The sequence below is a fragment of the Bacillus inaquosorum genome (assembly GCF_023238325.1).
In the GTDB taxonomy this organism is placed as follows: Bacteria; Bacillota; Bacilli; order Bacillales; family Bacillaceae; genus Bacillus; species Bacillus inaquosorum.
Genome location: NZ_CP096592.1, coordinates 705,010 through 729,016 on the forward strand (window position 1 = coordinate 705,010; position 24,007 = coordinate 729,016).

Here is a 24,007-nt window from a genome sequence, read left to right on the forward strand (position 1 = left end):
CAAGCTTTTCCGTTTATCTGTCTTGATGCTCTTGTTCGTTATTTCCGAAAGCGCCGTTTTGAAACATGTAGGTCACAGGGCAGAAGCGCAAGATTCCCGAACCTGCTTTCAAGGCCCCCATAAAGATGTAAAAGAGGTGCATTCTGCACCAAGGCTTTTTCGTAAACTTTGCGCTGGCGGCTGACATAATCGTCAGTCCGCAGGCGATTCTGAAGACGGCATTGATGAGACTGATGTTTGGCTTCATGGAAATCCGCTCCTTTTTACTTGAAAAAGTTTTTTAAATTGAACCTTCAAAAATTTGTAACGTTTTTATCGTGCGTGATGAGTAAGGATGTGATAACATGAGTCTAATACATGTAAAGGAGAGTATGTGAATGTCCGAACGCACCTTTAACTGGAAAAACAAAGACATCAGGGCACAGGTTGATGTTGTAGACTCAAAGCTGCTTCCAACGCTCCTTTTACGGAATGCTCTCGTCTTAAATCCATATGTAAAACAATGGCTGAAAAAAAACATTTGGATTTATCAGGACCGTATTGTTTATGTAGGTCATGAACTTCCGAATAGAGCCGAAGAAATTCATACGATTGATTGTGAAGGAAAATACATTGTGCCAGGGTATATCGAACCGCACGCACATCCTTTTCAAATATATAATCCCCAAACGCTGGCGGAATATGTGTCTCAATACGGAACAACGACATTTGTGAATGATAACTTATTTTTGCTTTTACAAAGCGGAAAAAAGAAAGCGCTTACGATTTTAAATGAACTCAAAAAGCAGCCGGTCCAGTATTTTTGGTGGTCACGCTATGACCTCCAGACCGAGGTTCTGAACGAGGATCACGTTCTTCCGTTTGACGTCAGAAAGCAGTGGATTGAACACCCGGATGTCATTCAAGGCGGAGAAATGACCGGATGGCCTCGTTTGGTAGATGGTGATGATTTAATGCTTCACTGCATGCAAGCTACAAAGAAACAGCGGAAACGCATTGAAGGGCATTTTCCCGGCGCTTCAGATAAAACGCTTACAAAAATGAAGCTGTTCGGAGCGGATTGTGATCATGAAGCGATGACAGGTAATGAAGTGATGAGAAGGCTGGAACTGGGCTACTATGTTTCCCTTCGGAACTCTTCCATTCGCCCTGATGTAAGAAACATATTGCAGGAGCTGCATGAGAAGGGCTTCCGCTATTATGACCACTTCTTTTATACGACAGACGGCGCGACGCCGAATTTCTATAAAGGCGGCATGACAAACGAGCTGATCCGCATCGCGTTAGAAGAAGGAGTTCCGGCAATCGATGCCTACAATATGGCATCATTTAATATCGCGAAGTATTACCAAATGGATGACTATTTAGGAGTTGTCGGACCGGGAAGACTGGCATCGCTGAACATACTTGAAGATCCGTTAAATCCGAATCCTGTGACCGTTCTGTCAAAAGGGATTATCCTTCGTGAAGACGGTAGTAATATGAAGGCGTTTACAAAGACGGACTGGAACAAAGGCGGTCTTGTCCCGCTTGAGCTTTCATATGATATGACGATGGATGATTTGCAGTTTTCGATGCCGATGGGCGTGAAAATGCGGAATGCGGTCATTATGGAGCCGTATATGATTGAGATCGACAATTCGATGGAACAGCTCTCGTTTGACCATGATGAAAGTTATTTGACGATGCTTGACAAACATGGGAAATGGCGCGTCAATACGATGATAAAAGGGTTTGCCTCAAGCGTGCAGGGATTTGTGAGCTCCTTTACGACGACGGGGGATATTGTCGCGATTGGAAAAAATAAAGCGGATATGCTGCTCGCTTTCGCTCGCATGAAAGAAATCGGAGGAGGAATTGTTCTTGCGGAAAACGGGAACATTCTGCATGAAATTCCGCTTGCGCTGTGCGGATGCGCCTCTTCGGAAACGTATGAAGATGTACTTGAGAAGGAACAAAAGCTGAGAGATCTTTTGACTGAAAGAGGTTACGAGTTTTGTGATCCCGTCTATACGCTGCTCTTTTTGCAAAGTACGCACCTTCCGTATATACGCATTACGCCGAGAGGAATCTTCGACGTCATGAAAAAAACTGTACTCTTTCCATCGATAATGCGTTAAAATATAAAAGAGCGGGGAGCCGACATATGAAAAAATGGATGACAGTTTGCGTGCTGTGTTTCGTGTTTTTTCTGCTTGTATCCTGTCAGCAGAAGGATGCTGTCCCTGATTCTGCAAAGAAGCCGAAAGCTCCTTTGACGGGACTGGCGACTGAACAGAAGGTGACTGAACGCCGGCCTGTTGCTGTTGTGGTGAACAATCACCCGAAGGCGAGGCCGCAGTCAGGACTGTCTAAAGCCGACATTGTCATAGAAGCGCTTGCCGAAGGGCAAATTACAAGATTTCTGGCCATTTTTCAAAGCCAGATGCCTGAAACTGTCGGCCCTGTGCGGAGCGCGCGGGAATATTTCGTCACTCTCAGCAATGGCTTTGACAGCATATTTGTCCATCACGGCTGGAGTCCCGGCGCCAAAGAGCAGCTGGAATCCGGAGCTGCCGATTATATTAACGGATTGGATTTTGACGGAAGCTTATTTTGGAGAGCCGATTTCAGCAAACCGCCCCACAATTCCTACACGTCTTATGATTACATAAAAAAGGCGGCGGAACAAAAGGGATATGAGCTGAAGCGGAAAACAGATCCGCTGCTGTTTCAAACATCAGAAGCAAAACCTGTAAATGAATCTTACAATGTTCGGGTAGATTATGGAACAAAGAACGTTACAAATCTTGTCGAATACAACTATGATAAAAAAGCTGAAGCTTATAAAAGAAGCTCTGATGGTGTCATAACGACAGACCGGGAAACCGGAAAGCCGGTTGCAATGCAAAATATTTTCATTGTTGAAGCCAGCCATCATACTATTGATCAAGATGGAAGGCGGGACATCGATCTGGAATCAGGAGGGAAAGGTCTGTTGTTTCAGCACGGAAACGTCATTGAAACAGACTGGAAACAAGTAAACGGAAGAATTGTGCCGGTGAAAGACGGCAAATGGCTGCCGTTTGTGCCAGGAAAGACTTGGATTAATATCGTGCCTGATCTCGATGCAGCTTCCATTAGTAAAGGAGAAGGTGTGTAACGATGCAAATCGATAAATTACGCGGCAAAGAGCTGGACCAGTTATTCAACTCGATCTTATCGCTGAAAGACCTGGAGGAATGTTACCGGTTCTTCGATGATCTTTGCACAATTAACGAAATTCAATCGCTGGCTCAGCGCCTTGAAGTGGCGCGCATGCTTCGCGAAGGAAACACGTACCATAAGATTGAAACAGAAACAGGCGCTTCCACGGCTACGATTTCCCGTGTGAAACGCTGCTTAAATTACGGTAATGACGCTTATGAAATGGCGCTTGACCGTGTGAAGGAGACGGAAACAGAGTCTTCTTCGAAATAACAAAGAACCGCCCTGCCGTTCGGCAAGGGCGGTTTCTTTATGAAACAAGTTGGTGAATGAGTTTGTCGATGTCGACGATGCTGCCATCCTCTTTTCGATAGACAACATGCTCCTTGGAAAAGTGGATCGGCGAATTAATGCCGGCTGCGGCAGCGAGGTTAAACAGCCCCTCGCGCAGCGAAATGACGTAGTTGCAGACACGGTGCTGCTTTTCCTCGACGCTTAGTGCTTTTTGCAGTTTGGGATCTGTTGTCGCCACACCTGCCGGACAAGTGTTGGTGTGGCATACGAGAGCGCGGATGCAGCCGACCGAAAACATCATGCCGCGTGCAATGTTAACAAAGTCAGCGCCGAGGGCTAAGGCAACCGCGATTTTGTCAGGAGTCAGGAGCTTCCCGGAAGCAAAGATCTTCAGCTGGCCGCGCAAGCCGTATTGTTTAAGCAGCGTATCAACAAGAGGCAGTGCTGTCATAATCGGAAGGCCGACTGTGTCAGCGAGCTCATAAAAGGAAGCGCCGGTACCGCCTTCACTCCCGTCGATCGTGATAAAATCTGGATGCTTTCCGCTTTTCTTCATATAAGAAAAAAGCTCGTGTAATTCGTCAGGATGGCCTGCGACAAGTTTGATCCCGACTGGCTTTTGTCCGACATCTCTAAGTTTCTCAATAAAGTCGAGCATGTCAGGAACGCTTGAAAATTCATGAAAGCGGTTCGGACTGTCAATCGACTTCCCGGGTTCAACATTCCGTATGTCTGCCACTTCCTCTGATACCTTGGCGCCATCCACATGGCCGCCGCGGGTTTTGGCTCCTTGCGCCAGCTTTAGCTCAAACGCTTTAATTTGGTCAAGCCTGCTTTTTCTTTTAAACTCCTCCCATGAAAATTCCCCATTTCTTTTGCGTACGCCAAAAAGCCCCGGCCCGATTTGGCAAATGATATCGGCTCCGCCCTTTAAGTGATACTCAGACAATCCCCCTTCACCGGTATTCATCCAAGTGCCGCCTGCCTGATGAAGCCCTTTTGAGAGAGCCGTAATCGCCCGTTCTCCAAGGGAACCGTAGCTCATGGCAGACTGGCCGACTAATCCCTTTACATAAAAAGGCTGCTCGCATGTATGCTCGCCGATCACCTGTACATCATCAGGGTGGAGAAAATACGGATCGGCCTTGATGTGCTCGGCGTGTTCCTTGCGTTTGAACAGATTGTCAGCATCGAGTTGATAGATTTGAGTTTCAATTTTAGGCGTTTGGTTTACACGCATTTCTTCTTTTTGTTTCGGAAACAGAGCGTTACGGATATAATAGCCCGGTTTATCAAAATCTCTTACAGATCCAAAGCCCATCATTCTGCTTTTGTATTTGCCCGAGATGACGGTTTGCTCATATTCCTTTCGTGAAAAAGGCTGCTCCTCGTTGTCATTGCTGTATAAATACTGCCTGAGCTCCGGCCCGATTTTTTCAAGGATATATCGAAACCTTCCGATCACAGGATAGTTGCGAAGGATCGAATGCTCCTGCTGTTTTTCATCCTTTATGTAGATCCAGACAAACAAAATGATGGGGATGGCAATGATCCCGATGATAAATGCGATGAGTGCAATGATGATGGTTTCCATCTGTCAGCCTCCCTTTTTTATGTAATCATTTCCACAGTTGAACGCTTTCCAAACAATAACAGTTTGGACGGAAGAAATTACAGAAACTCTTTTGGGGGACTTACAGCGCAGGTGCTTCCGCATGTCATACGAATGCTCATGAGCGCTCTCTTTTTTTATGAAAAAAGAATCAAAACACCTTTTTCAGTGAATAACGAGATTAACGGCTTTTTCCGTTTTTCCGCGCTATGTGAATTTGTTATAATGTTTAAATGGTAACAAACGAATGGAGGAACGTATGACGTGTACGATGTAACGGAGTGGAAGCATGTCTTTAAACTCGATCCAAATAAAGATTTGCCTGATGAACAGCTGGAGATTCTTTGTGAATCAGGAACGGATGCGGTCATAATCGGAGGAAGCGATGGTGTGACAGAGGACAATGTTCTGCGGATGATGTCTAAGGTGAGACGGTTTTTAGTGCCGTGTGTCCTTGAGGTGTCAGCGATTGAAGCGATCGTTCCCGGCTTTGACTTATATTTTATTCCGAGTGTATTAAATAGTAAAAATGCGGACTGGATTGTCGGAATGCACCAGAGAGCCATGAAGGAATTCGGAGAACTGATGTCTATGGAAGAAATCGTGGCGGAAGGCTACTGCATTGCAAATCCGGATTGCAAAGCCGCGGCATTGACTGAAGCGCAAGCCGATCTGAGTATTGACGATATTGTCGCCTATGCGCGTGTGTCTGAGCTGCTGCATCTTCCGATTTTTTATTTAGAATACAGCGGCGTGCTTGGAGACATAGAAGCCGTAAAGAAAACGAAGGCTGTATTGGAAACGTCCACCTTGTTTTACGGCGGCGGCATCAAGGATGCGGAAACGGCAAAGCAATATGCAGAGCATGCCGACGTGATCGTTGTAGGCAATGCGGTGTATGAGGATTTTGACCGGGCTTTGAAAACAGTAGCGGCTGTGAAAGGCGAGTAGTAAATTGAACGGATTTGGTTTATGATAGAACATATGTTTTGTATAGGCGGGTGAACAAATTTTGAATTACATTAGCAATCAATTATTAAGCGGACTAAACCCTGTTCAGCAGGAAGCTGTCAAAACAACGGACGGGCCTCTCTTGCTGATGGCGGGAGCGGGAAGCGGAAAGACGCGTGTCCTGACACACAGAATCGCTTATTTAATGGCGGAAAAGCATGTGGCGCCGTGGAATATTCTGGCGATCACATTTACAAATAAAGCGGCACGCGAAATGAAAGAACGTGTGGAAAGCATTCTTGGACCGGGTGCGGACGATATCTGGATTTCCACATTCCACAGCATGTGCGTGCGGATCTTGCGCAGAGATATCGACCGGATTGGGATCAACCGCAATTTCTCCATCCTTGATACGGCTGACCAGCTTTCAGTGATCAAGGGAATTTTGAAGGAGCGCAATCTTGATCCAAAGAAGTTTGACCCAAGAAGCATCCTCGGCACGATCAGCAGTGCCAAAAACGAATTGACCGAACCGGAGGAATTCTCTAAAGTTGCCGGCGGCTACTACGATCAGGTGGTCAGCGATGTGTATGTTGATTATCAGAAGAAGCTTTTAAAAAACCAGTCGCTCGATTTCGACGATTTAATTATGACAACGATTAAACTGTTTGACCGTGTGCCGGAAGTGCTTGAATTTTATCAGCGCAAATTCCAGTATATCCACGTCGATGAGTATCAGGATACGAACAGAGCCCAATACATGCTCGTGAAGCAGCTTGCGGAGCGCTTCCAGAACCTTTGCGTTGTCGGGGACTCTGACCAGTCGATCTACAGATGGCGCGGCGCGGACATCGCCAACATTCTTTCCTTTGAAAAAGATTATCCGAACGCAAGCGTGATTTTGCTCGAACAGAACTACCGTTCAACAAAACGGATTTTACGCGCGGCTAACGAGGTCATCAAAAACAACTCAAACCGCAAACCGAAAAATTTGTGGACGGAAAACGATGAAGGCATCAAAATCTCCTATTACCGAGGAGATAATGAGTTCGGCGAAGGACAGTTTGTGGCCGGTAAAATTCATCAGCTTCACAGCTCAGGCAAGCGGAAGCTGTCGGATATCGCCATTTTGTACCGGACAAATGCGCAGTCGCGTGTGATTGAGGAAACGCTTCTCAAAGCAGGCTTGAACTATAACATTGTCGGCGGCACAAAGTTCTATGACAGAAAAGAAATTAAAGACATTCTCGCGTACCTGCGCCTCGTATCCAATCCGGATGACGATATCAGTTTCACGCGCATTGTCAATGTGCCGAAGCGCGGAGTCGGCGCGACATCACTTGAAAAGATCGCTTCGTATGCGGGGATGAACGGCTTGTCCTTTTTCCAAGCGATTCAGCAGGTCGATTTTATCGGCGTCAGCGCCAAGGCGGCCAACGCGCTCGACAGTTTCAGGCAGATGATTGAGAACCTGACCAATATGCAGGATTATTTATCAATTACAGAGCTGACAGAAGAAATTCTTGATAAGACGGAATACAGAGAAATGCTGAAGGCCGAGAAATCAATCGAAGCCCAAAGCCGTTTAGAAAACATCGACGAGTTCCTGTCCGTAACGAAAAACTTTGAACAGAAAAGCGAAGACAAAACACTCGTTGCGTTTTTGACAGACTTGGCGCTGATCGCAGACATCGATCAGCTTGATCAGAAAGAAGAGGAGTCCGGCGGCAAGGATGCAATTACCCTGATGACACTGCACGCCGCAAAAGGACTGGAGTTCCCGGTTGTTTTCTTGATGGGGCTTGAAGAAGGCGTCTTCCCGCACAGCCGTTCTCTCATGGAGGAAGCGGAAATGGAAGAAGAACGCCGTCTTGCTTACGTTGGGATTACAAGGGCGGAGCAGGAGCTTTATCTGACCAACGCTAAAATGCGCACCTTGTTTGGCCGAACAAATATGAACCCGGAATCTCGCTTTATTGCTGAAATACCGGATGATTTATTGGAAAACCTAAATGAGAAAAAAGAAACGAGAGCGCCGTCTGCGAGAAAAATGCAGCCGAGACGCGGCCCTGTTTCACGTCCGGTATCCTACGCCAGCAAAACAGGCGGCGACACCTTAAACTGGGCAGTCGGAGATAAGGCGGGCCATAAAAAATGGGGAACAGGAACTGTCGTCAGTGTGAAAGGCGAAGGAGAAGGAACGGAGCTCGATATTGCCTTCCCGAGCCCTGTCGGCGTGAAACGCCTGTTAGCAGCATTCGCTCCCATTGAAAAGCAGTAATTGAAGAGGAAAGGAAGAAGCAGATGGACAAAGAAACAGCGAAGCAGCGGGCAGACGAACTGCGCCGCACCATCAACAAGTATAGCCATGAATATTACACCTTAGATGAACCGAGCGTCCCTGATGCCGAATACGACAGATTGATGCAGGAGCTGATTGCGATCGAGGAGGAGCATCCAGACCTCAGAACGCCTGACTCTCCTACGCAGCGTGTCGGCGGAGCCGTGCTTGAAGCGTTTCAGAAAGTCACCCACGGCACGCCGATGCTCAGTTTGGGCAACGCCTTTAACGCAGATGATCTCCGTGATTTCGACCGCCGGGTGCGCCAGGCCGTCGGTGACGATGTGGCGTATAATGTGGAGCTGAAAATAGACGGTCTTGCTGTTTCTCTCCGTTATGAAGACGGCTATTTTGTCAGAGGGGCCACAAGGGGTGACGGAACGACGGGAGAGGATATTACGGAGAATCTGAAGACGATCCGCAATATTCCGCTCAAAATGAAACGTGATCTGTCAATCGAAGTGCGCGGCGAGGCGTATATGCCAAAGCGTTCGTTTGAAACGCTCAATGAGGAACGGATCAAAAACGAAGAAGAACCGTTCGCCAATCCGCGAAATGCCGCCGCGGGATCACTCAGACAGCTCGATCCGAAAATTGCAGCGAAACGAAATCTTGATATCTTCGTCTACAGTATAGCGGAGCTTGATGAGATGGGTGTGGAGACGCAAAGCCAGGGGCTTGATTTTCTCGACGAAATCGGATTTAAAACGAACCAGGAACGAAAAAAATGCGGCAGCATAGAAGAAGTCATTGCGCTGATCGATGAGTTTCAGGCTAAGCGCGCTGACCTTCCGTATGAAATTGACGGCATCGTGATTAAGGTAGATTCCCTTGATCAGCAGGAAGAGCTTGGTTTTACGGCGAAAAGCCCGCGCTGGGCCATCGCGTATAAATTTCCTGCTGAAGAGGTCGTGACAAAGCTTCTCGATATCGAATTAAATGTCGGCAGAACGGGTGTGATTACGCCGACTGCGATTCTTGAGCCGGTAAAAGTTGCCGGCACAACGGTCTCAAGAGCATCCCTTCATAACGAAGATTTAATTAAAGAGAAGGACATTCGGATATTGGATAAGGTCGTCGTCAAAAAAGCGGGCGATATCATTCCGGAAGTCGTGAACGTCCTCGTTGAACAGCGCACAGGAGAAGAAAAGGAATTCAGCATGCCGACGGAATGTCCTGAATGCGGAAGCGAACTCGTCCGTATCGAAGGAGAAGTGGCACTTCGCTGCATTAACCCTGAATGTCCGGCGCAAATCCGAGAAGGGCTGATCCATTTCGTTTCCCGCAATGCCATGAACATTGACGGGCTTGGCGAACGAGTGATCACACAGCTGTTTGGGGAGAACCTCGTCCGCAATGTCGCGGATTTGTATAAGCTGACGAAGGAACAGGTCATTCAGCTCGAACGCATGGGCGAAAAGTCCACAGAAAACCTGATCAGCTCCATCCAAAAATCAAAAGAAAATTCGTTAGAGCGCTTGCTATTCGGACTCGGCATCCGCTTTATCGGTTCAAAGGCTGCAAAGACGCTCGCCATGCATTTTGAAAGCCTGGAGAACCTGAAAAAAGCCTCTAAAGAGGAACTTCTCGCGGTAGATGAGATCGGTGAAAAAATGGCTGACGCGGTCATCACCTATTTTCATAAAGAAGAAATGCTTGAACTCTTGAATGAACTTCAGGAGCTGGGCGTAAACACACTCTACAAAGGCCCGAAAAAAGTAAAAGCAGAGGACAGCGATTCTTACTTTGCCGGTAAAACAATTGTTCTGACAGGAAAGCTGGAACAACTGTCAAGAAACGATGCCAAAGCGCAAATCGAAGCGCTCGGCGGCAAGCTGACTGGCAGCGTCAGCAAAAACACAGACTTGGTCATCGCCGGAGAAGCGGCGGGAAGCAAGCTGACAAAAGCGCAAGAGCTGAACATTGAAGTATGGAATGAAGAACAGTTAATGGGAGAGCTAAAGAAATAAGAGGAGTGTTTTCTATTGAAAAAGACGTTGGTAATGGCGGCAACGGCGGCAGTATTAATGCTGTCTGCCTGCTCGTCAGGTTTTGGGGGGGAGAAGGAGGAAGAGATCACGCAAAAGACGGCGAAATCGTCAGAAAAAGCGATTGTCCCGAAATATAATATCTCTGACTCCTATTACAAAATGGTGCTGCCGTTTAAGGCGGGAAAAGCGCGCGGCTTGACGACGGAACAGTTGAATACAAGACTGGACATTGATGAGTTTGAAACAGGGCTGATGCGTCTTGCCCAAGATTCTTTCTCTACTGACGATTATCTGTTCCAAGAAGGGCAATATTTAGATGAAGATACAGTATTAAGCTGGCTGGCACGGAAAAAAACAGGCTCTGATCTGAAAAAAGCCCAAAAAGAAGATAAAAACTTCAAAAATGAAGGCTTGAACCCAGCGCTTCCGAGCTCCGGTTCAACAGAAGAAAAGAACGAAAGCAGCCCGGTTTATTTAGCGTCCATGCTGGAGCACGATTATTTAGTCAGAAAAGACAAGAATTCCATCCAGCTTGGGGGCGTGATGATCGGACTGGCGTTAAACTCCGTGTATTACTATCGTGAAAAAACAGGCGACCCTCAAAAAGAAGTGGAGATTAAAGAAAGCACGCTTCGCGAGCAGGGTGAAAAAATCGCACAAGAGGTCATTAACCGCCTCCGTAAAAAAGATAACCTGAAGAATGTGCCGATTACCGTCGCGCTCTACAAGCAGGCGTCAAAAACATCGATTGTGCCGGGGAACTTCATCGCCAAAACAGAAGTCAAAGCAGGCTCCACGGATATCTCAAACTGGGATGACATAAACGAAAAATACGTATTCTATCCGGCGGATACAACCACAGCAGAAAAATACCCGGATGATACCGAGGTCTTTAAGCGGTTCAAAAACTCAATTGAAGAATATTTCCCGAACTACACTGGTGTTGTAGGGACTGCCCTGTATGAAAAAGATGAAATGACGAAAATGAAGATTGATATTCCAATGCAATTCTACGGAAAAAGTGAAGTTGTCGCGTTTACCCAGTTCTTAACGGGTGAAGTGATGGATTACTACTCCAAGAGCTCAGTTGATGTCGAAGTCAATATCACATCCTCAGACGGACAGGAAGCGGTCATTATCCGCAATGCGGGAGATAAAGAGCCGACTGTTCACATTTATGACTAATATTGGATGACCCCTTGTGCCGCTGCGGCGCAGGGGTTTTTTGCGTTTTTTTGAAGGTTAAGTAGCATTGGAGAGGGTATTTATTTATGTTATGATGTTCTAAAAATAGAAAAGGGTTGAAATTATGAAAAATAAATCCTTTTATTTCATATGGGCGGGCCAGTCAATTGCCAATTTAGGAGATTCTTTATACGTGCTGGTACTGACCCTGTTTACGTATCAAGTCACAGACTCGGCCTTTTTGGCTTCGCTGGTAGCCATGATGCAGTTCGTGGGTCAGTCATTAAGCGCAGTATTTATACCGGTTTTTATTCATAAATATAGATTAAAGCACATTTTGATTTTTTTACAGTTAACGCAAACCATTCTGTTATCTTTGTTGCTTCTCATATTTATGATAGATTTTAAATCTATTTTTATTTTTTTCTTTATTGTATTTTTAATGTCGCTGTTAGATGGAGGAACTATTCCGGTCAGAAATTCAATGATTCCCCGTTTTGTTCCAAAATCCATGTTGTTGAAAGCAAACAGCCTGGTGCTGACCTCTGATCAAATCGTGCTCCTGCTCGGATGGCTGCTCGGCGGTATTTTGATCAAATGGCTCGGGCCGCAATTGCTTCTATTGTTGACTTTTGCGCTTTATGGCACCTCTACAGTATCTTTATTTTTTGTCAAGGATGCGGGAAAAGGAGATGCCGAAAAGGAAGAAAACGAGTCCTTTATGGATAAAATTTCTTCCGGGTGGAAAGCAATTTATCAAATGCCCGTTATCAGAATGCTGACTGTTCTTGAGCTTTTATCCATGTTCGGCAGAAGTATTTGGACAGGAGCCATTATCCTTGTTTATGTCGATGAAGTGCTGCATCAAAACGAAACATGGTGGGGGTTTATTAACGCAAGCTATTTCGCCGGCACCATTACAGGCGGTTTAATCGTTTGGAAACTTTCAAAAATAATGAATGGAAAACTGTTCTCGATGATTTTATGGACATCACTTGCCATCGGGGCTTGCACACTATGCCTTGCGCTTAACAAGTATGCGTTGGCATCGCTGCTTTTTGTCTTTATTTTAGGACCTTCATTTCAGCTCCGGGGAATTGCGATCAGAACTTATGTGCAGGAAAACATAAACGAAACTTTGCTTCCGAAAATACTGTCGGCTCAGCATACAATAAGTACATTTGTATACGGAGCATCGATCTTAATTATGAGCAGCCTTACTGATTGGCTGGGTGTTCAATATGTATTTTTCTTGAATTTTATCATTTTTACCGTTTCAGCGCTTTTATCTTTAAAACTAAAAAATGAACAAATATAGACAATGTTTTATAAATATTTACAAATTATTTGTTGTGTGTTTAAATTGGTGATGTAAAATACTACTTGTAAAGAGGTGGATATGTTGAATGGTAACTTGAATTTATTTCCTCTTTCTCATCATCAAAAAAGGATATTAAATATCGAAAATTTATACCCAGAAACAGCTATTAATCATATTGGCGGCCTCATCCAAATCAATGGAAAACTTCATCTTGAGACGTTAAAAAAAGCCATTCAGCATTGTATCAGACAGACAGAGTCCCTCAGAATACGCCTCATGAAGCAGGAAGGATCAGTTCTTCAATACATAGACGAAAAAGCGCAGGCCCGTGTGCCATCAGTCGATTTTACTTCAGCAGACCATCCATATGAAAGAATGCTAGATTGGGCCGAACAGGAATTTAAAATACCTTTCTCTTTATATGATGGCGCGCTTGTTCAATTTTATGTTTTCCAAACAGATGAAGCAACCTGCGGGTATTTAATCAAATGCCATCATATTGTTGCTGACGGCTGGTCTATGAAAATCATCATTGATAAGATTAAGGATCTGTACATGCTTCTGGCAAATGGAGAACTGCCTGAAGAAGCCGCTGACGACTATTCGATTCTTATAGAAAAAGAGAAAAAATACCTTTCTTCGCCACGATATCGAAAAGATGCCGTATTTTGGAAAGAGGAATTTTCTCATTTGCCGGACAGCTTCTTGTCAAAAAGTTCAGCGAACATTGCTGGAAAACGCAAACGATTTAAACTTGACCAAGAACATTCTGCTGCCGTTTATGAATTTATTCAAAAGCAAGGCTCTTCGTTAAACGCATTGTTTACCGCATCGCTGTTTTGGTATTTAAGCAAAGCAACGGGAGAGAATGATTTCATTATCGGCACGCCGGTACTAAACAGGTCTGGAAAGAAGGAAAAAAGCACGGCGGGGATGACTGTCAGTACGATGCCGTTCAGAAAGAAAACAGACCTGAACCAGCGTTTCTCAGACTTTTTACAAGAAGTCAATTCAGACTACCTGAAATACTTTCTCCACCAACGGTACCCCTACGACGAACTGATAAAGGAATTACAGCTGGCAAAACAGGGATACGACCAGCTCTTCCAAATGTATATCAATTCATACAACACCGATCTTGCTTCTGATATAGATGGATGCCATGTCGAATATGATGAATTATATAACGGATCACAGCCTTATTCCCTTCAAATTGCAGTTAAAGAATGGGACGAAGGCGGAGCAATCGAATTGCAGTTCGACTACAAGGTTGCGGATTACAGCGAAGCGGAAATTCAGCAATTGAAAGACCGTTTACTCCGCCTGATTTTATTGCTTATTGAGGATCCAGACATTCAATTCAGACATTTGTCTATATTAACTGAACAAGAAAAAAGGGACGAGATATTTAAGTGGAATCAGACGCAGACCGAGTATCCGAAAGAGCAGACAATCAATCAATTAATTCAAGCAACAGCCTTGCAGCATCCGTTTCGCACAGCGATAGAGGATGGGGGCAGACATGTTTCTTATCAAGAACTGGATGAACGCTCCAACCAAATTGCTCGCTGCCTTATACATAAAGGAATAAGCCGCGGTGATTTTGTTGCCGTGAGCATGAAACACTCACCGGAGTTGATTGCTGTTTTACTGGGCATTTTAAAAGCAGGCGGTGCTTATGTGCCGATCGACCCCGAGTATCCCGCGGAACGAATCAAGTATATTTTAGAAAATAGTGAAGCGGCGTTTTTTATTACAGACCCTCTTTTTAAAATAGACTGCCGTTTGCCAAGGCACGTAAAACAAATCAGTATTGACTGCACCATGTTTAATGATTTAGATACGGGACAGTTAGACATCAGGAACGATCCTTCCGACATCGCATATATGATTTACACTTCTGGATCAACAGGGCAGCCGAAAGGCGTGATGATCGAACATCAAAGCCTTGTGAACTACATTACATCAGCCTCTCAGAATTATACTTCTTCCCAAGAGGACAGCTTTGCGCTGTACTCATCCATAGCTTTTGATTTAACCGTTACATCCATTTACACCCCATTAGTGACAGGAAATAAGATTATCATTTACAGACAAGAAGATATCCCGGAATTTATACTTCATCAAATCGTAAAAGAAATGAAAACAGCTGTCATCAAGCTGACACCAGCACATTTAGCGTTGCTGAAAGATGCAAACTTAAAAGATTCCTCTATAAAAAGAATGATCGTTGGCGGAGAGCAGCTGTCTGTTTCTTTAGCACGCCAAATAACAGAAGCATCAGATCACCGCATCGAGATCTTTAATGAATACGGGCCGACAGAAGCGACCGTTGGGTGTATGATCCACAAATATGACCGAGAACAGGATCAGCAAGCTTCGGTTCCAATTGGGGTTCCGCTGCAGAATACAGAAATTTATTTATTAGATGAACAGCTGCAGCCTGTATTGCCGGGAACTCAAGGTGAAATGTATATTTCAGGCGATAATGTTGCCAGAGGATATTGGCAGCGTCCGGAATTGCAAACCGAGCGTTTTCTGGATAACCCTTTCATGAAGGGCAGAAAAATGTATAAGACAGGCGATCTGGCGAAAAGAACGAATAATGGATTGCTTGAATATGCAGGGCGTAAAGACCATCAAATCAAATTGAAAGGCTACCGTATAGAACTGGGAGAAATTGAATTAGCCCTGCTTTCTCTCGAGGAAATAGAAGAAGCGGTTGTCATTGATTTTGATGATTCACAGGGCAGAAAGCAATTGGCGGCATATGTAGTGAGCTCTGCACCTACGCCAGTGCTGGAGCTTAGGAAAAAGCTTTCTGGCAAACTGCCCGTTTTTATGGTTCCGGCCTACTTTATCAAGATGGACCAAATTCCGCTTACGCAAAATGGAAAAACAGACAAGGAAGCGCTTCCTGATCCCTTACTGTATCAAGAACAGACAGATTACGGATTGTTAAATGAAGAGCAGAAGGAAGCAGAGGCGGTTCTTTTGGAAACCGCGAAGGAGATACTCGGCCAGACTGATATTTGCCCAGAGGATCATTTTTATCAGCTTGGCGGAGATTCTATCAAAGCCATTCAATTCGTTTCGAAAATGAAAGAAAAAGGTCTTTTTATCAAGACTCAGGATATTATGACTTATCCCGTATTTAGAGAACTTGTCAGTGTTGTGACTAGCAAACAATCGCCTGCAATTTCTCAACAACAAGCAGAAGGCAGAGTGATGGGCACGCCGATTACCCAATGGTTCTGGTCTTTGGATTTAAAGTGTGCTCATTTCTGGCATCAATCGGTTATGCTAACTGCTGAAAAAGAGGTTCACCTTGAAGATGTAAAGGCGGTTCTGTCTCTTTTAATCAATCATCACGATAGCTTGCGAATGAATGTAGAAAAAGAAACGAATACCTTGGTCTATCACAATACAAATATCGAACCTTATATCGAATACCATGATCTGTCTAATGTTTCCGAGGAAGAGCAAACCAAACAAATAGCGGTGATCGGGCAGGAAATGAGAGAAAGCACGGACTTATACAATGGAGTGCTTTTTAAAACCGGTGTGATCAAGGCAAACGAAAAAACGCATTTGTTATTTACAGCCCATCACCTGATCGCGGACGGTGTATCATGGCAAATCCTGATTGATGATTTTCTTGCTCTTTTACATTCAATAGATAAGAAGGAAGAGAAGAGACTGCCTTTAAAGACACATTCTTATCAGGAATTTTCAAATTCGATCCATGAATACGCTTATTCGCGTGAGGCGGAAGAAGAATGCAGCTATTGGAATAAAAAAGTGAAAAAGATTGAGCCGCTCTATGGGATTTGTCCGGAAAATTCCAAAGTTGAAAATAGCATAAAACTGAAACGGTCTTTGAGCAGCCAGATGACTCAAAAACTGCTCAGTGAAGCAAATGAGGCGTATCAAACCCAAACAAATGATTTACTTATCACTGCGTTAATCCGGGCTTGCCATCATTGCACAGGCAAAGAGGTTATTTCTTTGGAATTGGAAGGTCACGGAAGAGAGCCATTAAAGGAAGACTTAGATTTTTCAAGGACGTTCGGGTGGTTTACAGCGATGTATCCCGCCGTGTTTCAGGCAGAGGCTGATCTGCCGGCGCAAATCCGTTCAGTAAAAGAAAACCTGCGGAATATCCCCAATAAGGGTATTGGCTACGGCGCTCTCACCTATTTGATTAAACGAATGCCGGAGCACAGGAAGCCTGAGCTGCGCTTTAATTATCTGGGAGAAGTTGACCGTTTTTTAGCAGACAAATCAGAATACCGCATGACTTATTTAAATTCAGGCGCCGAGTCATCACCTGAAAATAGTCTGACAGTCAGTCTTGATTTGACTGCGGGAATCTATGACGGACAGCTAACGTTGGATTTAATTTGCAGCGATCTTTATCAGACAGAGGATATGGAACAGCTTTTAGATGAATTTTTTGTACAGCTGAAGGAGCTGACTGAACATTGCTGTAAACAAGAGTCTGTCGAATATACGCCATCAGATTTTGAAACCGCCTCATTATCTATTGAAGAATTGGATTCCTTGTTCAAATGATGAGAAACGTATGGCTGATTTTATGCCTTTGTATCCTGTCAATTCAAATCTGGGGTGGCGGACAGGCAAGCGCTCAGACGCCAGTTGATAAGCGCATTGACGCTCTGATCGAAAAGCAGATGAAGGAAAGCGGAATACCGGGGATCTCAGTGACAGTGGTAAAAGGAAATGATGTGGTATACGAAAAGGGGTTTGGTTATGCCGGTGAAAGACATAGCCGCCCTGTAACCGCCTCGACATTGTTTGAGATGGGCTCAACCTCTAAAGCGTTTACTGCACTGGGTGTGCTTAAGCTTGTACGTTCGGGGGCAATCAATCTAAATGACCCTGTCAGCCGGTATATCAGCGGATTTTATGCAGTTTACAACGGAAAGAAAACAGATATCACCATTCAACAGCTGCTGCATCATACAAGCGGAATTCCTTTTTTATCGATAGCGGATATCAAAGTTGATTCAAAGGAAGATGCTTTGGAGAAAACGGCGAAGGGATTAAAGGGAGTTGAACTTAGTCATAAGCCGGGAAGCACATTTGAATATGCCACAATCAATTATGATGTGCTGGGATATATCATTGAACAGGCATCAGGCCGGCCGTACGAGCAATATATGGCTGAGCACGTTTTTAAGCAGTTAGATATGTCAAACACGTATGCTGGGCGGCACGCTGGTCATGCCGGCGATGTATCATCAGGTTTTAAAATCGGATTTTTAAAAGCCAGAGCCTATAAAGCGCCTGAGTATAGGGGGAACACGCCTGCCGGATATATTATCACGAACGCAGAGGATGTATCCAAATGGCTTCGATTTCAGCTGAATCAAAGTGACGGTGATATAAGCCGCTTGATTGAGCAGAGCCACCTGCCTGATAAAAGCGTAAAAACCGACGAGCCGGGCGTGTATTATGGTGCGGGATGGTCAATTTTTGAAAAAAAGGGCAGAGTCAAAGAAGTGTTCCATGCCGGCTCTAACCCCAACTTTTCTTCGTTTATTATCGTCAGCCCTGACGATAATGCGGCTGTAGGGGTTTTGGCCAATATGAACAGCGCGTATCCTGAGAAAATCGCTCGTTCTGTTTTACAAGTGATTGCCGATCCAAATCAAAAACAGGACGGTTCTGTCACTGATCCGTTCCAGGTCATTGATAAAGCTGCGGCTGCCATGCTGGTTTTATTCAGTTTATTGCTTATTGTTCTGCTGTGGAGAATTTTTATTTTTCTAAAAAGCGTAAAATCGAAAAATGCTCCCGTTCAGCAGCGAACAAGAATAAAGGCGCTGCTTTGGGGGATTTTGCTCGCAGCTGGAATAGTGGCGCCTAAGCTCATTTCAGTCTTCGCCTTTAATGGCTTGCCTTGGAGCATGATATTTATTTGGGGGCCCGGTTCTCTTCTTTATTTGGCGGCGGTTTATTATATGCTGCTCCTTGCCTCCTGTATATTCGGTTTAACCGCTTATTTTTTCAATCACCGTGCCGCAAGAAGGAGTGAGACGCATGAAATGTGAAACATCCATCCCTGGTATTCAGCCGTTTAACGACCTATTTTATCGCAGCTGTTTTTTTAACTGTTATTTTTCAGTGGTTCGCTCGTTTCAGCAAGAAATCTATCCTTATCTTTTAAATGACATATATTCGTATCAATTGGATGAAGACGGTTATCCAATGATTGATCGGACTGAAGTTTATGATCCTGAGTATGTCATGAATCAGCAGGGAATAAGCGCGGATAAGCAATCGGTGAGCAGCAGTCTCATAGATGATGTGAAACGGGATGTTCTTGAAAATAAACCCGTCATCATTTGGTTGGATACATATGCACAGCCTTATAGACAGGAATATATGTCTAAGCATAACCGGAACAGCATACTGATTTATGGCTTTCATGACGTAGATCAGACTGTTCTTGCTATTGAAAACCGTTATCCCGATAACTTGTCATATGAAGCCAGACATATTTCATATCAGCATTTGGCCAAAGCCTATCTAGGCTTTCACAGTTATTTTCAGCCTCCTGCCGCTTTTCATTCTTATGCCTCCTTTTCTTATGATCCGGGCAGGGATCGCTCAGGGCAAAGCATTTTCAAGGATGCGGCTGCCTTCTTTGTTCATAACATCACCGAGCATGTAGATCGGATGTTATCCGGTTTGGCGTCCTTCAGCCGGTTTACTGAGCAATTTCACAGCATAAGAGACAGCGAAAAGCTCCTTCATTCATTTAATGGAATTTTAAATGTGAAAAAAACAGAGCAATACCGCCTCGCATTTCTTCCGGCGTTTGAACAGCTTGCCGCTGTGACGTCTGACATTATTGATAAGTGGGAAGCAGCGCGGCATCTTGCGGCTAAGCTTTATTTTTCGGGAGGATCTTCTTCTGGTTATAAAGACCGGATCAAAGATTCACTGAAAAAAGTGCTGGAACTTGAAGCAGCCCATATTGAATGCCTGAAGGATATTGGTAAAGAGGAGAGGGTCAAATGATCAAATTATTCTGTCTGCCGTATGCCGGGGGTTCGAGCACCATCTTCAGCGGGTGGAAAAGATTTCTTGATGCATCAGTTGAACTGGTGGCCTTAGAGCTTCCGGGACATGGAACGAGAATGTCTGAGCCATTGCTGAATCATGCAGGATCCGTGACGGAAGATCTTTTTGAGCAAGCAAAATCCCATTTGGATGATTCGGATTATGCCATTTTTGGACACAGCATGGGATCGCTGCTTGCATACGAATTGCAAAAGAAATTAACCATGGAAAATAAACAGCCGATCCATATGTTTTTTTCCGGGCGTTTCCCGCCTCATATCCCGGAAAAGAAAGTGCTTCATCAGCTTTCAAATTCCGCTTTAAAACAAGCGATTATTGAGATGGGGGGTGTACCCGAAGAATTCAGCAAAAATGAGCAGGTGCTTGACTTTTTCCTTCCTATTTTAAGAGCTGACTTTGAGTTGCTGGAAACATACAGGAATACAGCTGTTGCTCCTTTATCGTGCGATATTTCGGTTTTTTACGGAAAACGTGATCTGCCGTCAGTGCTGTTTGATTTATCTGATTGGAATCAGTACACCGATCAGACATGCAGATTTTACGAATTTGAAGGAGATCATTTTTTCATTAATCAGAAGATAAAAGAAGTGACAGCTAAAATCAATCATATTTTGAATCAGACAGGAGTGGTATGAAATGGATTTCAGAACTGCCGGTGTTATCGGAGGAGGCGTCATGGGGGCCGATATGGCTCTTGATTTATCTGCGAATGGGTATCAAGTGATTTTGCTGGATATCAGTGATGAAAAACTGAAAGCCGCAGAGGAAAATATTAAAAAGACATTCAGGCTTGTTCAACTGATGAGGAAAGAAAAATTCAGCATGTCACTTGAAGATGTGCTTGATAACATTCAATTCACGACTGAGCCGCACAATGTGAAGCCGGCTGATATCATCATTGAAAACGTAACAGAAGATTGGGAGATAAAAAGGCAAGTGTATTTACAATTAAAGGATATCTGCCGAGAGGATACCATCTACCTTGTAAATACAAGCTGTATCTCAATTACGAAGGTCGGTTCACTGATGCATCGTCCTGAAAAGGTAATTGGAGCACATTTCATGAATCCTGTTCCTCTGAAAGAACTTGTAGAGGTGATTCGGGGCGATGCCACCACTGATGAGACTGTCAATGCAACCGTCGAGTTTTTGAAATCTTTCGACAAAAACCCTGTCGTTGTTCATGATTTGCCTGGCTTTGTGTCAAATCGTGTGTTAATGCTGACCATTAATGAAAGCATTTGGACGGTTCAAGATCAAGTGGCGACACCAGCCAATGTGGATAAAATCTTCCGCGGCGGGTTTGGGCATAAAATGGGTCCGCTCGCGACTGCGGATTTAATTGGTCTTGATACGATCCTTAACTCCTTGCTGGTTCTATATGAAAGCTACAAAGATTCAAAATTCAGGCCATGTCCGCTGCTCGTGAAAATGGTAGACGCAGGAAAGCTAGGGAGAAAGTCAGGACAAGGATTCTTTCAATATAGTTAAAGGAGGAGCAGACCATTGAAAAAGGGAGTTAAGTGTGTTGTCTGGGATTTAGATCATACGCTATGGGATGGTATTCTGCTTGAATCTGATGATGTAAAGCTGAAGGACAATATCAAAGAAATTTTGACTGAGCTTGATGAACGCGGCATATTGCTGTCTGTCGCAAGCAGAAATGACGAAGCTGCTGTTATGGAAAAATTAAAGGAATTTGGAATTGACCATTTCTTTTTATATCCGGAAATCAGCTGGAATGCCAAATCAGTTTCTTTGGAAAAAATCAGCAAAAACCTCAATATCCATAAGGATACGCTTCTCTTTATTGACGACCAAGCATTTGAAAGGGAAGAAGTGCAAAATGCCCATCCGGAGATTTCGTGCTGGGATGCCGTTCGGTATAAGGATCTAATCGTCGATCCTTTGCTGAAGCCTGCATTCGTAACGGAGGATGCCAAAAGACGCCGGCAGATGTATCTGGAGGATGATCGCAGAAAAGAGGACGAAGAGCAGTTTGAAGGACCGTCCGAACAATTTCTTGCCACTCTGAATATGAAGTTTACGATCAGCCATGCGCAAGAAAGCGACTTGCAGCGGGCAGAAGAGCTTACGGTGCGTACAAACCAGCTGAATGCAAGCGGAAAAACATACGATTATCAGGAATTAAATTATTTCCGAAAGTCAGATTCTCATATGCTGCTAGTCTGCGAGCTTGAGGACAAGTACGGCTCTTATGGAAAGATCGGACTCTCTTTAATAGAAGAAAAGGGAGATGAATGGCATATTAATCTTCTTTTAATGTCATGCCGGGTTATGTCCCGCGGTGTCGGTACGATTTTACTGACAGCTATTTTAAATGAAGCGAAACAAAAAGGGAAAAAACTGTTTGCTGATTTTAAACAAACAGATCGGAACAGAGTCATGTATATCACATATAAATTTGCCAATTTCAAAGAACATACGAAGGGCCCGGACGGCTTCATTTTATTTGAAAATGACCTGAGCCGGATTCAGCCGTATCCTGCGTATGTCGAGGTCAAAACGGAATTCAGCCAATCACCTGTTGCGGGAAGCAGCAATTAATCTAAATAGCGGGGAGAGCAAATAGATGAATCTTCATGAACAAATTAGAGAATATATTGAACAAAATTTGGTGGTCTTTGACGATGAAATCGAATTAACCAATGATGATCACATTTTTGAAATGGGATTTGTGAATTCTTTATTTGCGATGAAGCTTGTAACATTTCTTGAGCAAAACTTTGGGTTTCAGCTTGATAACGAAGATTTAGATATTGCTAACTTCAGCACAGTAAACCGAATCGTCAGCCTAATTGAAAAGAAACAGAACGGAGCGCTTGCTAATGAAAACAGCTGAGATGAAAGCCGACATCATTCAAGATTTCCGGGGTTACTGTGACGAAAAAATCAGACCTTTTGCAGGCGAGTTTGATGAGAAGGAATGCATCCCGGCAGAATTAATAAAAGAGTTAGGGAGCAAATCTTATTTTGCTGCGGGTATTCCGGAGGTCTATCACGGATTGGGATTGAACCCTGTCGAGTACGGTTTGTTTACTGAACAAGCAGGTAAAGCGTGCTGTAATATTCGAACCCTTTTGACTGTGAATTCGTTAGTCGGTGAATCTCTGCTGCGGTACGGTACTGAGCGCCAAAAAGAAGAATGGCTTGTCCCCATCGGAAAAGGAGAGAAAATCGGAGCGTTTGCATTGTCTGAACCAAACATTGGTTCAGACGCAAACCACATTGAAACATCGTATACAAAAAACGGAAACTGCTATGTCATCAACGGCAGAAAAAAATGGATTTCCTTTGGGGCCATTGCTGACTTTTTTCTGGTTATAGCCCGTGATGGAGAAGTGGTTACAGCCTTTATTGTAGACAGCCGCCAGAGCGGCGTAACGGTAAAAAAAATGGAAGGCATGATGGCCAATAGAGCTTCTTATCTTGCGGAAATAGAGTTTGACAGCGTCGAGGTTTCTGATGACCAGATATTAGGGCCAATCGGGGGCGGTTTTAATTACATCGTTAACTTGGCTTTGGATCATGGCAGATACAGTGTAGCATGGGCCGGATTGGCGATTGCACAGGAAGCCGTCGATTCTTTAGTAACATACTCACGGAAGAGAAGCCAATTTGGAGAGAAACTCTACAAACATCAAATGATTAAAGGAATGATCGGTGATGCCGTAACACAGCTGCATGCAGCCCGCGCCTTATGTATGAAAGCCGGCGAAATGCGGATGAAACAAGATCCAGAGGCCGTGACGGAAACGTCTATCGCGAAATATTTCACTTCAAAGGTTGCTGTTGAAATTACCAATTCAAATGTGCAGATCCATGGAGGAAGCGGCTTCAGCAGAGATCATTCAGCTGCCCGCCTGTACAGAGAAGCCAAAGTATTGGAGATCATTGAAGGAACATCTCAAATTCAGCAGCAAGTTATAGCGAATTATGGATTGAGACGATATTTTGTCAAACATATATAGGCAGAGGATGGAGAGGATTCT

18 protein-coding genes are annotated in these 24,007 nt (G+C 44.3%); 16 read left to right on the forward strand and 2 right to left on the reverse strand.

The genetic code is table 11. The annotated features are described in order from the left end of the window. Positions 1–13 precede the first annotated feature (13 nt). Positions 14–247 carry a YgaP family membrane protein gene (locus tag M1M80_RS03635; protein WP_019257673.1) on the reverse strand — a complete coding sequence of 78 codons (234 nt, stop codon included), beginning with the start codon at positions 245–247 and terminating at the stop codon, positions 14–16. A 130-nt stretch (positions 248–377) separates the two neighbouring features. Here M1M80_RS03635 and M1M80_RS03640 point away from each other — a divergent pair, with 130 nt between their 5' ends. The 3 genes from M1M80_RS03640 to M1M80_RS03650 are packed head-to-tail and all read left to right on the forward strand — an operon-like array spanning position 378 to position 3,459. Then, entirely contained in the window at positions 378–2,120 is a 1,743-nt protein-coding gene (locus M1M80_RS03640; protein ID WP_060398070.1) for an adenine deaminase, read from the forward strand. A gap of 26 nt (positions 2,121–2,146) precedes the next feature. Beyond that, positions 2,147–3,142, forward strand: a complete 996-nt coding sequence (locus tag M1M80_RS03645) for a DUF3048 domain-containing protein (RefSeq protein ID WP_060398071.1) — start codon at positions 2,147–2,149, stop codon at positions 3,140–3,142. Between the two features lie 2 nt (positions 3,143–3,144). Next, the gene (locus M1M80_RS03650; RefSeq protein WP_003219429.1) at positions 3,145–3,459 is read left to right on the forward strand and encodes a YerC/YecD family TrpR-related protein; all 315 of its coding nucleotides are present in this window, start codon (positions 3,145–3,147) and stop codon (positions 3,457–3,459) included. A 37-nt stretch (positions 3,460–3,496) separates the two neighbouring features. On the opposite strand, the gene M1M80_RS03655 is transcribed toward M1M80_RS03650, so the two are convergent. Beyond that, complete coding sequence (locus M1M80_RS03655; RefSeq protein ID WP_060398072.1) at positions 3,497–5,074, reverse strand: FMN-binding glutamate synthase family protein; 1,578 nt, start codon at positions 5,072–5,074, stop codon at positions 3,497–3,499. A gap of 282 nt (positions 5,075–5,356) precedes the next feature. On the opposite strand from M1M80_RS03655, the gene pcrB reads away from it, so the two are divergent. The 13 genes from pcrB to M1M80_RS03720 all read left to right on the forward strand — a co-directional run bounded on the left by pcrB (position 5,357) and on the right by M1M80_RS03720 (position 23,986). Further along, positions 5,357–6,043: a heptaprenylglyceryl phosphate synthase gene (gene pcrB / locus M1M80_RS03660; RefSeq protein ID WP_003240137.1), complete on the forward strand. Its 687-nt coding sequence runs from the start codon at positions 5,357–5,359 to the stop codon at positions 6,041–6,043. Positions 6,044–6,104: 61 nt separating this feature from the next. Next, positions 6,105–8,324: a DNA helicase PcrA gene (gene pcrA / locus M1M80_RS03665; protein WP_060398073.1), complete on the forward strand. Its 2,220-nt coding sequence runs from the start codon at positions 6,105–6,107 to the stop codon at positions 8,322–8,324. Positions 8,325–8,347: 23 nt separating this feature from the next. Further along, entirely contained in the window at positions 8,348–10,354 is a 2,007-nt protein-coding gene (gene ligA / locus M1M80_RS03670; protein ID WP_060398074.1) for an NAD-dependent DNA ligase LigA, read from the forward strand. Positions 10,355–10,369: 15 nt separating this feature from the next. Next, positions 10,370–11,560: a CamS family sex pheromone protein gene (locus M1M80_RS03675; protein WP_003240132.1), complete on the forward strand. Its 1,191-nt coding sequence runs from the start codon at positions 10,370–10,372 to the stop codon at positions 11,558–11,560. A gap of 124 nt (positions 11,561–11,684) precedes the next feature. Next, positions 11,685–12,878: an MFS transporter gene (locus tag M1M80_RS03680; RefSeq protein ID WP_060398075.1), complete on the forward strand. Its 1,194-nt coding sequence runs from the start codon at positions 11,685–11,687 to the stop codon at positions 12,876–12,878. 81 nt (positions 12,879–12,959) lie between these two features. Beyond that, positions 12,960–17,456 carry a non-ribosomal peptide synthetase gene (locus M1M80_RS03685; RefSeq protein ID WP_060398076.1) on the forward strand — a complete coding sequence of 1,499 codons (4,497 nt, stop codon included), beginning with the start codon at positions 12,960–12,962 and terminating at the stop codon, positions 17,454–17,456. Next, positions 17,453–18,958: a serine hydrolase domain-containing protein gene (locus M1M80_RS03690; RefSeq protein ID WP_060398077.1), complete on the forward strand. Its 1,506-nt coding sequence runs from the start codon at positions 17,453–17,455 to the stop codon at positions 18,956–18,958. Before M1M80_RS03685 ends, M1M80_RS03690 begins: the two co-directional genes overlap by 4 nt. Next, positions 18,948–19,931, forward strand: coding sequence for a cysteine peptidase family C39 domain-containing protein (locus M1M80_RS03695; protein WP_060398078.1), 984 nt, complete (start codon positions 18,948–18,950; stop codon positions 19,929–19,931). The genes M1M80_RS03690 and M1M80_RS03695 overlap by 11 nt, the downstream gene beginning before the upstream one ends. Continuing rightward, complete coding sequence (locus M1M80_RS03700; protein WP_060398079.1) at positions 19,928–20,629, forward strand: thioesterase II family protein; 702 nt, start codon at positions 19,928–19,930, stop codon at positions 20,627–20,629. The genes M1M80_RS03695 and M1M80_RS03700 overlap by 4 nt, the downstream gene beginning before the upstream one ends. A 1-nt stretch (position 20,630) precedes the next feature. Next, on the forward strand, positions 20,631–21,485 hold the full coding sequence (locus tag M1M80_RS03705; protein ID WP_060398080.1) for a 3-hydroxyacyl-CoA dehydrogenase family protein: 855 nt from the start codon (positions 20,631–20,633) through the stop codon (positions 21,483–21,485). Between the two features lie 15 nt (positions 21,486–21,500). Continuing rightward, positions 21,501–22,562, forward strand: a complete 1,062-nt coding sequence (locus M1M80_RS03710; protein WP_003240119.1) for an HAD-IIIC family phosphatase — start codon at positions 21,501–21,503, stop codon at positions 22,560–22,562. Positions 22,563–22,587: 25 nt separating this feature from the next. Further along, the gene (locus M1M80_RS03715; protein ID WP_003240117.1) at positions 22,588–22,857 is read left to right on the forward strand and encodes an acyl carrier protein; all 270 of its coding nucleotides are present in this window, start codon (positions 22,588–22,590) and stop codon (positions 22,855–22,857) included. Next, a complete protein-coding gene (locus tag M1M80_RS03720; protein ID WP_060398081.1) occupies positions 22,844–23,986 on the forward strand; it encodes an acyl-CoA dehydrogenase family protein in 1,143 nt (380 codons plus the stop codon). Before M1M80_RS03715 ends, M1M80_RS03720 begins: the two co-directional genes overlap by 14 nt. Positions 23,987–24,007: the final 21 nt, after the last annotated feature.